We start from the raw sequence: 12906 nt of genomic DNA, 5'->3' as shown, positions 1-12906 counted from the left end.
GGGGCGGGGGGGGGCCCCCCCACGACGAGACCGGTGGGTCCGCCGGTATGCCGCTCAGGGCGTCAGAACCAGCCGCAGCAGCCGCCGTACCAGTAGTACCAGTTGGTGTCGGTGGTCCGCTTGTAGTAGGAGAAGGAGAAATTCCCGTGCCGTAGGTGCTTCCGTACGACCGAACGCCGGTGCGCGTAACCGCTGCTACCGCCGTAGGCGGCGACGGATTGCGGCGCTGTGATGGTGGCCGTCTGCGCGCTGGCCGAACCGGCCGTGCCGAGCGTGGCCGCGGTCGCTCCTGCGAAGGCCAGGCCGGCGACCGTTACTCCCATCCGGCGCGAAATACCCATGGAAGATACCTCCTTTGGTGCGGCTCGCGCGCGACGATGCCCCGGTCACGCGCGTCATTTGGGACGTTCATGGCGCTATGTCCCATTTCAGGGCACATCACGGCACTCGCGAAGTCAACCGGTATCTGTCAGGAGGAGTGAGATTTGAATGATGCTTAACTCATCCTTGCCCGGAAGAAGTGCGTAATGAGAAGGCGGATATGCCGCCGAGGACACGCCACCGGAATCACCGGCACCGCCGCGCCTTCTCAGGCGCCGCGTGATCGGTGCCCGACCGGTGCGAGGTGGCCGAGGAACCATTCCCGCGCGAGTTCGGCGACCGTCTCGAGCGTGCCGGGCTCCTCGAACAGATGCGTCGCGCCGGGGACGACGGTGAGCCGGCTCTCGCAGCGAAGGAGTGCCCGCGCCTCACGGTTCAGCCCGATGACGACGTCGTCCCGGCCACCGACGATCAGCAACGTGGGTGCGGTCACGTGGCGGAGGCGGGGCGCGGCGAGATCCGGCCGGCCGCCACGGGAGACGACGGCGGCGACGTCGGCCTCCGGCTCGGCGGCGGCCCACAGCGCGGCGGCGGCCCCGGTGCTCGCGCCGAAGTAGCCGATCCGCACTCCGCTCGCCTCGGGACGCGCGCGGAGCCAGGCGGTGGTGTCGATCAGGCGCCGGGCCAGCAGCCCGATGTCGAAGACGTTGGCGCGGTCGGCCTCCTCCGCCACGGTGAGCAGGTCGAACAGCAGAGTGCCGAGCCCCACCTGGTTCAGCGCGGTGGCCACGAAGCGGTTGCGCGGGCTCGATCGGCTGCTGCCACTGCCGTGGGCGAACATCACGAACCCGAGGTTCTCTTCGGGGACGGCCAGGTCGCCGATCAGCCGGACCGGGCCGGCCTGGATCTCGACCCTCTCTTCCCGCGGGCAGTCGTCGCCGCTCCGTTGGTCGAAGCCCATGACTCCCCCTCCCCTCGCTCTCACGTTCCGCCGGGACGCGGGCCCGGGCCAGAGGCGATGGTCCTCACCTTCGCGGTGTTCCATCGTCACAGAAGTAACAATGACCCCGTTCAATAACTCAATTCTCAGGAGTTTCGTCGGGTCATCGCGCTTCCCTTGCCTCGCATGCGCCGAGTGACCCACGTCACGTAAACTCACCGTTTAAGTGAGTGTTTTGTCCTGCTATGTTCCAATCACTCTTTCGGCGCCCCCCACGCGTCGCCCGCATACCCGTCGGCCATGGCCGGCTCGCCGACCCAGGCGAGAGCGCGTTCACGAGACGCCTGCCGAAGCCGCGCCCGACCAGCCGGTTACCAACCGAACTGTGCTGCTTTCGCCGAGCACCCACCGGGTGCGCGGACGAGAGCGGCAAGGGAGTGAAAACATGATCAATTCCTTCCGCTGATCCCACGTCGCCACGGCGACGGCGATCGATCGGAAGTCTCTCTCAAACTTCGCCCGTATTCGGGCGACCGCTTAATCCGCAGTATGCGGAACCGGGGACCCAACGCATTCCCGGGGTGAATCGGCATCCCCTCGTGCCGTAGGGCAGCTTCCACGCCCGAACCCGTCAGCTAACCCGGTAAGCGGCATGGAAGCAAGGAGCACCCGTGTCCGTTGTCCCTCGACCCCAGCGTTCCGGAACCCGTCTCGCCGCCGTCCTGTCGGGCATCACGGCCGCCGGTGCGGCCGCGGTCCTCGTGACCGCCGCCGGGCCCGCCGAGGCGTCCTCCCTCCCCGCGGGGGCGGTCACGCCGGCCGCCCAGGCGCACCGGGCGGCGCAGGTGCCCATCCCCGGCAGGGGACTGGACGCCAAGCCCAAGCCGAAGGCCGGGTCCACGGCCAAGGCCGGCCCCAAGTCCAAGGCCGAGGCCGCGCGCCGGCTGCCGGCCACGGCCGCCGACGCACTGAAGATCGCCCTCGCCCAGGTCGGCATCAGCGAGGACGGCGACGGAAGCACCAAGTACAGCAAGTGGTTCGCCGCCTCCCCGTGGGCCGAGCGAGGCGCCCGGCGCGACGGCGGATCGCCCGGCGACTACACCGACGCGAACTGGTGCGACATGTTCGTCACCTGGGTCGGCACCCAGGCGGGCGTCGCGGGGATCGGCGGCGACGCCTTCGCCCCCGCGCACGCCGAGTGGTTCAAGGCGCAGGGCCGCTGGGGCACGACCCCCAAGCCGGGCGCGGTGGTCTTCTTCGCCTGGGACGGCGGCAAGGACATCGACGACATCGACCACGTCGGCCTGGTCATCAAGGACAACGGCGACGGCACCATCCAGACCGTCGAGGGCAACACCGACGACGCCGTGAAGGTCCGGACCCGGGACAGCGACGTGATCGTCGGATACGGCTACCCGGAGTACACCCAGTAGGCACGTACCCGGAGTACACCCAGTAGGCGCGCCTCCCTCCGGCCGGGCCCCCGCCATGCGGCGCGGGCCCGGCCGGAACGCCGCGAGGCGCACTCGCGGAGTGACCGGAGGTCCGCGGCGCGACGGCCGTTTCATGGCATTTGCCCAGGATATGGACCTGGAAACGGCCGTTCGCGCCCGGTGGCGTGGACGATCTCGCAGCCGACTGTCTCCCACGTCGCCATGGATGGAGAACCGATCATGCGCGGAGCCGTCATCCACGCCCCGAGGGACGTGCAGTTCGAAGAACGTCCCGATCCCGAGCTCAAGGAACCCACCGACGCGATCATCCGTACGGTCGCCACCTGCGTGTGCGGGTCCGATCTGTGGTTCTACCGGGGCGTCAACCCGGTGACCGACCCCACCCCGATCGGGCACGAGTACGTCGGCGTCGTCGAGGAGGTCGGCGACGATGTCACCACGGTCAGGCCCGGCCAGTTCGTCATCGGCTCGTTCTTCGCCTCGGACAACACCTGCCCGCACTGCCGCGCCGGGTACCAGTCCTCGTGCGTGCACCGTGAGCTGATGAACGGGTGCCAGGCCGACCTGGTCCGCGTGCCGCTCGCCGACGGCACGCTGGTCGCCACCCCGGAACGGCCGGCCGACGAACTGATCCCCAGCCTGCTCACCCTGTCCGACGTGATGGGCACCGGCTGGTACGCCGCCGTGGCCGCCGAGGTCCGGCCCGGCGCCACCGTCGCCGTCGTCGGTGACGGCGCCGTCGGCCTGTGCGGCGTGATCGCCGCCAAGGCCCTGGGCGCCGAGCGCGTCATCGCGATGAGCCGCCACGAACCACGCCAGCGGCTCGCCCTGGAGTTCGGCGCCACCGACATCGTCACCGAGCGTGGTGCCGACGGCGTGCGCCGCATCCGGGAGCTGACCGGCGGCGTCGGCGCCGACTGCGTCCTGGAGTGCGTCGGCACCAACGAGTCGATGCAGCAGGCCCTGCGGTCGACCCGGCCGGGCGGCAACGTCGGGTTCGTCGGCGTCCCGCACGGCGTGGACATCCCAGGTGAAGACCTCTTCTACTCCCATGTCGGGCTGCGGGGCGGCCCCGCCCCCGTACGCGCCTACCTGCCCGACCTCATCGACCGGGTCTGGACCGGCCGGATGGAGCCGGGCCGGGTCTTCGACCTGACACTGCCGCTCGACCAGGTCGCCGAGGCGTACCGTGCCATGGACGAGCGCCGCGCCATCAAGGCCCTCCTGCGCCCCTGACCGCCCCTGCCGTGGGGTGGTCACGCCACCATCGGCACTCATCGGGTGCCAGGGCGGGGGACGGGGCGGAGGGCGAGGAGGGCGATGTCGTCGGCGCTGTGCGCGCCGAGCCCGATGAGCAGTTCGTCGCAGAAGACGTCGAGGGGCGCGCGGGCCAGCGCGGCGGTGTGCTGCCGGAGCCGGTTCAGGGAGTCGTCGAGGGACTCTCCCCGGCGTTCGATCAGGCCGTCGGTGAACAGCAGCAGGGTGGAGTGGGCCGGCAGCGGATCGCACGCGGTCGGGCGCTGGGACTCGGGGTCCATGCCGATCAGGAGCCCGGCGCCCTCTTCGAGATAACGGGTATCGCCTTCCGCGGTGGTCAGGAGGGGCGGCAGATGCCCGGCGGAGGCGTGCTGCAGCTGCCACGGACCGCATTCGGGCCCCTTGACCAGGGCGTACAGGCAGGTCGCGGTGGCCTGCCGGTACAGGGTGTGGCTCGCGAGGTCCAGGCGGCGCAGTACGTCCCCGGGGGGCTGCTGGCGGTCGATGGCGATGCCGCGGAGCATGTTCCGCAGCGCGCTCATGGCGACGGCCGCCTGCAGGTCGTGGCCGGTGACGTCGCCGATCACCAGCACGGTGTCACCGGTCGGGAGGACGAACGCGTCGTACCAGTCCCCGCCGACCTGCGCAGTGGTGCTGTCGGGGACATAGCGGGCGGCCAGGTGCAGGTGCTCGATGTGCGGCAGGTGCGGCAGCAGGGAACGCTGCAGGCGTTCCGCGGTGTGCCGGGTCTGCTGGTACAGCCGGGCGCTGTCCACGCCGAGAGCGATGCCGCGCACCAGGTCGGACATCAGCGGCAGGTCCTCTTCGGTGAACGGGTGCCCGGCGCCGGTGCGGACCACGGTCAGGGCGCCGAGGACCTCGCGGCGGACCCGCAGCGGGGCGATGATGGCGCTGCTCGCGCCCAACTGGACGAGGAGATCGTGCTGGCGGACGTCCAGGGGACTCGGCGCCCGGCCCGGTCCGGGGATGCCGGAGAGCAGCAGCGGGCCGGCGCCGTGCAGGACCCGGGCCAGCGGCCCGTGTGAGTCCTCCGAAGCCGGCGGGAGGCGGCCCAGGTAGACGCCGGGGTCCAGGGCCCCGGGGTCGCGGTGGACGACGCAGACCCGCTCCATGTGCCCCTGCTCGCCCAGCAGGCTCACCACGCACCAGTCGGCCAGCCGCTGCGTCAGGATCTCGCATACGCGGTTCAGCCCTTCTTCGAGGTCCAGGGTGCTGCTGAGCGCGCTCCCGGTGTCGGCCAGCAGGGACAGCCGCTCCAACGCGGCCTGGCACGTCTCGTCGCTGCTCACCCGGGGTGCCTCCTCGGGCCCGGCCGGCAGGGGCCGTCCGCCGGAGCGCGGGCGCGGCGCGTACCGGTCCTCCCCGGCCGCGCCCGGCGCGGCCGTCCTGGGGGTGAGCTGGGCGACGAACACGGTGCGGCCGTCGGCCGCCTCCTGGGTCTGAATGTTGAGGCGGACGTCGATCAGCCGGCCGTCGCGGTGCACCGCCGGGAGGGGGATGGAGTGGCCGAGGATGCGGGGCTGGCCGGTGAGCAGCAGAGAGCTGAACCCCATCCTGTGCCGCTCCTGGAGGTGCTCGGGGATCAGCACGGTGAGCGGCTGCCCGACGAGATCGTCGGCGCGCCAGCCCAGCAGGTCCGTCACGGGCCCGTTCACGGCGATGATCCGGTCTCCGTCGTCGGCCGCGATCGTCGGCACCGTGCTGGCCTCCAAATCGCCCACGTCCCACGGCGCCAGGTCCAGGGGCCGGGCACCGGGCGTGCCGGGGGCCAGCGTCCACGCGTTGGGGCGCTCGCCGGCGAGCTGACGGATGATCTCATCGCACATCCACCGCCAGAAGGCGCGGATCTGCGGAAGCGCCGGGAGTGTGAGCAGGCTCTCCTGCTGGGCCGCCGCGTCGGCGTCATCGAGCACGACGCACAGCGTGCCGACATCCCCGGCGCGGTCCGCCGGGATCGCCATGAGGACGGAGAGCGTGTCCGCGTCGGTGACCTTCCCGCCCACCGCGGCGGCCATGGCTCCACGGATCACGTTGCTGATGTCCTGGGCGACGAAGAGATCCCGTGCCCGCACCGGCACGCCGTTCCGTTCCGGAGCGGACACGACGAAGAGCAGTTCGCGCAGGAGCGTCTCCCAGTGCTGGTGCGCCGCCGAGTACAGGGCGTACGGCAGGTCGACCAGCGTCACGGTCACCGCCGGCTCGGGGGGCGGCGTGAGCTCCCACCCGGACGCCGGCCGTACCGGAGCCTCGGGCGACAGCTCGAACCAGGCCGTCTTGCGGTCGCCCTCGATCCGCACGCCACGGTCGGCGGCCAGTTGCTCGACCAGGACCAGACCCCACCCGGTCGTGGCGTACGGATGGAGCCGGCGCTGCACGAGACCGCGGCACGGCCGGTGGTCGCCGACGCGGACGTGCACTCTGCCGGCGGCGACCCAGGCGCGTACCTCGATCTCGGTCCGCGCGTGGATCACCGCATTGGTCACCAGTTCGCTGACCAGCAGCTGCGCGGTGTCGAGAAGTTCCGGTGCGACATCGCGCAACGCCGATCGCACGAACCGCCGGGCCAGCGCGGCGCTCTCCGGCCGAGGGGGCAGCCGCCGTGACGGTACCCCCGGTGGACTGGGGCTGCCCATATCCCCACCATGCCCAGAAACGAGGCGTGTAGGCGGGAGCGCGGCTCATGTACGACGGCTGGCAGTCATTGTGAGATGAGCGTCCAGAACCGTCCCAGCAGTCACAGAAGAAACACTGAACAACTTCCGGACGCTGAATCACCGCGATTCCGCGATCATATGACTCGCATCACTTGTTGGCGGTTCCACGGTGCGGTCTTGCTATCGTGCAGTGAGCATTTCGGCCTGCGCATCTCGGGCGAGCCTTCCGAGGTGAGAGCCGCAAGGAGTGTCCCCGTGCTGTCCCCAGCCTTTCGTCATCGGCCGTTCTCATTTCGCGGACGTCTCGTTAATCCCGTCGCGGGAATCGTCGCGGCGGGAATGGCTTTGATCGTATTGGTCGCGGCGATCCTGATCGGGATTCGCCTGCATCGGTCGCCCACCGCGGGTGACGCCCTGAAGGTCGCGCTCTCCCAGGTCGGCACGACCGAGGACGCCGCCGGCGGCAGCAAGTTCAACCGGTGGTTCATGTCCTCGCCGTTCGCGAAGGCGGGCGTCGCGCGCGACGGCGGGTCGATCGGCGACTACGCCAACGCGAGCTGGTGCGACATGTTCGTCACCTGGGTCGGCGTCCAGTCCGGCGTCAAGGGGATCGGCGGCGACGCCTACACCCCCGCGCACGCCGAGTGGTTCAAGGAGCAGGGCCGCTGGGGCGCGACCCCCAGGCCGGGGGCCGTCGTGTTCTTCTCCTGGAACGGTGGCGGCATCGAGCACGTCGGCCTCGTCATCAAGGACAACCACGATGGCACGATCCAGACGGTCGAGGGCAACACCGACGACGCCGTGCGGGTCCGGACGCGCAGCAAGGACGATGTGGTCGGCTACGGCTACCCCGAGTACAGCGCGTAACCGCGCCATCGCCTCCCGAGGAACCCGGCGAGAAAAGTAAACCCTTCGTTAAGGCGGGGCGTCACTTCTCTGCCGCCGGTCCTCAGACCGCGCGGCGGTTCCTAGGAGGCTCGTTGAGAACTGGTGTCACGCGGGCGTTCGCGGCGTCCGTCATCGCCGCCGTGGGAGCGGCCGGGCTGGCCGGTGTCGCCCACGCGTCCCCTCTCCCGAAGGCGGCCGCGGCTCTGAAGGCCGTCCAGCCGTACGACTTCAACGGTGACGGCCGCCCCGACCTCGCGCTCGGCAACCCGTACGGCAAGGTCGGGAGCCACTCCGGCGCCGGCTTCGTCACGATCGTGTACGGCTCCTCGTCCGGCCTGAACACGTCCAAGAAGCAGGTCTTCAGCCAGGACAGCAGCGGGGTGCCCGGGGCCGCCGAGGCCAATGACCACTTCGGCAACGCGGTCGCGTCGCTGGACTTCAACCACGACGGCTACGCGGACCTGCTCGTCGGCGCCCCCGACGAGGACACCACCGCCGGTACGGACGCCGGCACCGAGACGATCCTGTGGGGTTCGTCGTCCGGGCTGACCGGGTCGGGTTCGGACGCGATCTCCGAGCCGTCGGACGCCGGGTCCGGCCACCGGTTCGGCTACTCGCTGGCCGCGGGCGACCTCGACGGCGACGGCTACACCGACTGGGTCGACACGGCCCCCGGCCACGGCTACTTCTGGACCTACAGCTCGAACCCGAACACCGCGCAGGTCAAGGCGCAGGCCACGACGCGGGCCTTCAACCCGTCCCCGAAGCCGCACCGGGTCCGGGTGGGGAAGAAGGGCGCCGTCACCGCGGCGGCGGGCGGCTTCTCCGCGCTCACCCCGGCGATCGGCGACGTCAACGGCGACCACACGGCCGACCTCGTCCTCGGCTGGACCGGCGGCGCCGACCCGGGTTCCGGCTTCGACGTGTGGAACCTCGCGTCGACGGACGCCGCGGTCGTCCGTGAGCTGGCCACCCGGGTGGACAGCCTCGTCGTGGGCGACTTCGACGGTGACGGCTACGGCGACGTCGCCGTCGGCGGCGCCGACGAGAGCGCCGGCACAGGCGGTCATGTCACCGTCTACAAGGGTGACGAGAACTTCACCCTGGGCACCTCGAACACCATCACGCAGAGCACCTCGGGCGTGCCGGGTGCCGCGGCGGCCGGCGACCGGTTCGGCTACTCGCTGTCCGCGGGCGACGTGAACAAGGACGGCAGGTACGACCTCGCCGTCGGCGTGCCGTACCACGCGGTCAGCTCCCAGTCACGCGCCGGCGAGGCGGTCGTGCTGTACGGCTCGGCCTCCGGGCTCACCGGCACGGGTGCCCAGGCGGTCTCGCAGAGCTTCCCGAGCGTGCCCGGCGCCGCGGAGAAGAACGACCAGTTCGGCTGGTCGGTCACCCTGCTGAACGTCAACGCCGACGCCTACATCGACCTGATCGCCGGCGCGCCGAACGAGAACGGCACGGACGGCGCGGTGAGCCTGCTCAAGGGCACCGCCTCGGGCGTCACCGGGTCGGGTTCGGCGACCATCGGCGCCTCGACGCTCGGCGTCGGCGGCAAGTACGCGCTGGTGGGCCTCCGCCTCGGCCGTAACGGCTGACCCACGGCGTGCCGGGCTCCGTTCGGCGGAGCCCGGCACGCTCATCCCCGAGCACCTGCGGCTGATCGACTGACCCGGCCCCTCAGGTGCGGGGAAGCGCGGTCGCCGCGGGTCCGGCGAGGCCGGTCGCCAGCGAGCACAGCCGTGTGACGGACGGCTTGCCTTCGACGGTGAGGTACAACATCTCGACCATCTGCTGTTGGTCGCCGCCCCTGTAGTCGCGGTAGACGACCCGGGCCACACAGGTGTCGGCCTCGTCTCCGTGCGGCGTGATGACGGTCTGATAGCCGTTGAGCCACATGACGCGGCCGTCCGCCCCGGTGAGGGGCTGGTCCCGGTCGAACCGCAGCTTGACCTGCAGATCCTCGGTGGTGCTCTGCCACTTGCAGTCCCACGGGGTCTCCGCCGTCGGGCGGCCGGCGTCGATGCCGGGGACGATGTTCAGCGCCTTCCCGTCGAGCAGCGCGCACGCGTTCTGCCACGCCAGCGAGCGTGGCGGCAGGGATCGCTGCCTGATCGGCCCCTTCCGCAGGACGCCGACCGCGGTCGAGGTGGCGGTGTCCGCCATCGTGCACAGCGGCGCGGATGCCTCGCCGTCCACGCTGACGATCGCGTTGGTGCCGCTGTTCGGGGCCGGCAGCAGGACTGTGCGTTCGCACTCGGTGCCGCTCGCCGGCTCCGTGACGACGCGGATCGGGCCCATGGTCTTGACCGAGGAGGTCTGCTCCGGTCGCGGCCCGTTGATGAACTGCACCTCCACGTCCAGGTCGCCGTGCTTACGGGAGTGGACGATCACGTCACAGCGGTTGAAGTTCCCCCCGTCGTCGTCCACCTCGGTTCTGCCGAATCTCGCGAGCGGACGCGGGTCGATCAGGGCGCAGGGGTCGGCGGTGTGCAGATCAATGCGCGGGTTCGGCGGCTTGCCGACCGGCGGATGCTTTCCATGGCCCCGGAGCAGGGACAACGTTCCGTACGAGGCGCCGGCCACCACCACGACGACCGTGCCCATCGCGATGGAACGCGAGCGACGCGAAAGAACGGCCCACAGGCCGCGTTTCCCCGGCTCGTTCGGCTTGTCGGGTACCGGCGGAGGCCCGGGGGGATCCGGCCGAGTCACCGGGGGGTCGATGCTGGTCGGCGCCTGCGGTCTCGCCGCCCCCGCGAGTTCGGTCAGCCGCTGATGCACCTCGTCCGCGCCGGGCCGGTGTGCCGGCTCGGGGTCGAGCATCACCGCCAGGAGATCACGCAGCGGTTCGACGCCTATGAACGGGTCGCGGTGGCCGGACCCGACAGGGGGCGGCACCGTCCGGATGGGCTCGCCGTAGATCAGCGCGAGGATCGTGACGCCGAGGGAGAAGACGTCCGATGCCGTCTGCGGCATTCCCTTGGTCACCTCGGGAGCGGCATAGGCGGGGGTATGACTGATGCCGCCGTTCGGGGTGATCGTCTCGCGGTCCGGCATCCGGTACGCCGCGCCGAAGTCGGTCAGCTTGGCGGTCTTCCTCTCCTCGGCCATGACGATGTTGCCCGGCTTGACGTCGCAGTGCACGAGACCTTTGGCGTGGAGGGCCGCCAGGGCGTCTGCGATCTGCGCGCCGATACCCGCCGCCCTCCGCGCCGGGATCTTCCCCAGCTTCTGCAGGCTCCCGCGGGGGAAGTACTCCAGAACGAGCCACCAGGTGACGTCCGTGTCCGTCTCGTGCCGCTCGACGCTGAACAAGGTCACGACATGGGGATGACTGAAGGCCGCCTGGGCACGCGCCTCCGCTTTCAGCCGCGCGAGAGTGGCCGCGCCGTCGCCCCTCAAGCGTTTGAGGACGACCTCGCGCCCGAGCTCCAGTCCCTCGTCCACGGCGACCCAGAGTTCGTTCGTTCCGCCTTCCAGCGGCCCCTTGACGACGCGGTACCGCCCCGCGATGAGAGCTCCTAAATACACCGCCACCCCTCCCGTCGGGAAAGCCGTACGCGACGCATGATCGACGCTAGTGCGTGACATAGCGGGTACGCACAGTTTTCGAGGGATCCGCGCGGACCGCGGGCGCGGCGCAGGCCTGCGGTCGCATGCGAGCCTCAGGGGACCGGCACCACCGGCTCGGCCGCGCGGCAGCTGCGTCCCGGCGCTGTCCCTCCAGGAGGTACGAATCCCTGCTCAGGTGACAGCGCCGATGAAGACACCCGTCCCCCCCGGCTGCGGAGGACGCGACTCGGCGGCCGCGTTGCCGCTGCGCGGGCCTTTGGCGACGAACCGGAAGGTTGTTCTCGGACAGCACCAAAGTCCGGTTATTCTGAAACAGAACGAGATTCAGGTGCGCCGGGGGAGGTTCGCATCAGGTGGGGGCCGGTCTAGCGTTGCTGCGCGAGCGTGCTCGCCCGAAGGCCGTCCGGGAGCACCGGTGGGCTCCGTGGCTGGCGGTCTGCTCCGTCTGCGTCGGCTCGTTCATGGGCCAGCTGGACGCGAGCATCGTGACGGTGGCCTATCCGGCCATCGAACGGGACTTCGCGGCGCCGCTGGCCTCGGTGCAGTGGGTGTCGCTGGGGTACCTGCTGGTCCTGGTCGGGCTGCTGGCGGCGGTGGGCCGCTTCGCGGATGCGACCGGCCGCAAACTCGTGTACCTCCAGGGGTTCGTCGTGTTCACCGTGGCGTCGGCGGCCTGCGGGCTGGCGCCGTCTCTCGGGTTGCTCGTGATCTTCCGGCTGGTGCAGGCGGCCGGCGCCGCGATGCTGCAGGCGAACAGCGTCGCCCTGGTCAGCGTCAGCATGCCGCGCGAACGACTGCGCCAGGGCCTGGGCCTGCAGGCCGCCGGGCAGGCGCTGGGCCTGGCCCTCGGGCCGACCGTCGGCGGCCTGCTGGTGGCCTCGGTGGGCTGGCGGTGGGTGTTCTGGATCAACGTTCCCGTCGGGTGTGCCGCCATCGTCGCCGGCCACTACCTGCTGCCGCGTACCCGTGAGCGCAGCCCCGCCCGGCGTCTTGACTGGCCGGGGCTGGCGCTGCTCGCGGCGGCGACCACCACCCTGCTGCTGGCGCTGTCGGGCGTCTCGGGGCTCGGCCTGACCGGAAAGGTGATCATCGCTCTGGCGGGCGCGTCGTGCCTGGCCTGGTACGGGCTGTGGAGGCGGGAGAACCGCACGCGCTTCCCGCTCATCGACCCGGCGCTGCTGCGCACGCGGGGGATCGCCGCCGGGCTGTTCGGGGCGATGTGCGGATACCTGATGCTGTTCGGGCCGCTGGCGCTGATCCCGCAGGTCCTGCGCGGGAACGCCGCACACGCCGGCCTGGTCCTGACCGCGCTGCCCGTCGGGTTCGCCGCCGCCGCCCTGACCGCCGACCGGGTCCTGCCGCGGCGATGGGGGAACCGGCGGCGGGGTGCCGGCGGTGCGGCGGTCTGCCTGGCGGCCCTGGCGTTGCTGCTCCTGGCACCCGCGAGCGGCGCACCGGTGATCCCCCTCCTCGCGTTGCTGGGGATCGGCCTGGGCGTGTTCATTCCCGCGAACAACGCCGTGGTCATGGCGGCCGTCCCGGCGCGGTTCTCCGGCATCGCGGGCGGGATGGTCAACATGACCCGGGGCGTCGGCACCGCGCTGGGCATCGCGCTGGTCACCCTCGCCCTGCACGCGGCGGGCAGAACGGCCGACGGCGCGCGTACCGCGATCGTGATGATGGCGGTGACCGCGCTGGCCGCGATCGTGAGCGCCGCCGCCACCGGATCCGGCCGGCCGGGCGATCCGCCGAAGACCCGCCGAACCGGTGGATCGAAGCGACAATGACCGTC

9 protein-coding genes and 1 riboswitch are annotated in these 12906 nt (G+C 71.1%); of the genes, 5 read left to right on the top strand and 4 right to left on the bottom strand.

The window, feature by feature from the left end:
• Window positions 1–62: 62 nt before the first annotated feature.
• Window positions 63–323: a hypothetical protein gene (locus NE235_RS35680; protein ID WP_252811080.1), complete on the bottom strand. Its 261-nt coding sequence runs from the start codon at window positions 321–323 to the stop codon at window positions 63–65.
• 266 nt (window positions 324–589) lie between these two features.
• Window positions 590–1282: a dienelactone hydrolase family protein gene (locus NE235_RS35675; protein ID WP_252811078.1), complete on the bottom strand. Its 693-nt coding sequence runs from the start codon at window positions 1280–1282 to the stop codon at window positions 590–592.
• A gap of 503 nt (window positions 1283–1785) precedes the next feature.
• A riboswitch (cyclic di-AMP (ydaO/yuaA leader) is annotated at window positions 1786–1926 on the top strand.
• A 6-nt stretch (window positions 1927–1932) separates the two neighbouring features.
• Between NE235_RS35675 and NE235_RS35670 the strand changes: the two genes are divergently transcribed.
• On the top strand, window positions 1933–2694 hold the full coding sequence (locus NE235_RS35670) for a CHAP domain-containing protein (protein WP_252811076.1): 762 nt from the start codon (window positions 1933–1935) through the stop codon (window positions 2692–2694).
• A gap of 240 nt (window positions 2695–2934) precedes the next feature.
• Window positions 2935–3951 (top strand): zinc-dependent alcohol dehydrogenase family protein, encoded by a 1017-nt coding sequence (locus NE235_RS35665; protein WP_252811074.1) that lies wholly within the window; start codon window positions 2935–2937, stop codon window positions 3949–3951.
• A 38-nt stretch (window positions 3952–3989) separates the two neighbouring features.
• Here NE235_RS35665 and NE235_RS35660 read toward each other — a convergent pair whose 3' ends face one another.
• On the bottom strand, window positions 3990–6626 hold the full coding sequence (locus NE235_RS35660; RefSeq protein ID WP_252811072.1) for a SpoIIE family protein phosphatase: 2637 nt from the start codon (window positions 6624–6626) through the stop codon (window positions 3990–3992).
• 366 nt (window positions 6627–6992) lie between these two features.
• Here NE235_RS35660 and NE235_RS35655 point away from each other — a divergent pair, with 366 nt between their 5' ends.
• Window positions 6993–7514 (top strand): CHAP domain-containing protein, encoded by a 522-nt coding sequence (locus NE235_RS35655; RefSeq protein ID WP_252811070.1) that lies wholly within the window; start codon window positions 6993–6995, stop codon window positions 7512–7514.
• A gap of 113 nt (window positions 7515–7627) precedes the next feature.
• Window positions 7628–9136 (top strand): FG-GAP-like repeat-containing protein, encoded by a 1509-nt coding sequence (locus tag NE235_RS35650; RefSeq protein ID WP_252811068.1) that lies wholly within the window; start codon window positions 7628–7630, stop codon window positions 9134–9136.
• Between the two features lie 82 nt (window positions 9137–9218).
• On the opposite strand, the gene NE235_RS35645 is transcribed toward NE235_RS35650, so the two are convergent.
• Window positions 9219–11072 carry a serine/threonine-protein kinase gene (locus NE235_RS35645; RefSeq protein ID WP_252811066.1) on the bottom strand — a complete coding sequence of 618 codons (1854 nt, stop codon included), beginning with the start codon at window positions 11070–11072 and terminating at the stop codon, window positions 9219–9221.
• A gap of 395 nt (window positions 11073–11467) precedes the next feature.
• Here NE235_RS35645 and NE235_RS35640 point away from each other — a divergent pair, with 395 nt between their 5' ends.
• Window positions 11468–12901, top strand: coding sequence for an MFS transporter (locus NE235_RS35640; RefSeq protein WP_252811064.1), 1434 nt, complete (start codon window positions 11468–11470; stop codon window positions 12899–12901).
• The last annotated feature ends 5 nt before the right edge of the window (window positions 12902–12906 follow it).

It is taken from the genome of Actinoallomurus spadix, assembly GCF_024055725.1.
Taxonomy (GTDB): Bacteria; Actinomycetota; Actinomycetes; order Streptosporangiales; family Streptosporangiaceae; genus Actinoallomurus; species Actinoallomurus spadix.
This window is presented reverse-complemented; position numbering and strand designations above follow the sequence as displayed.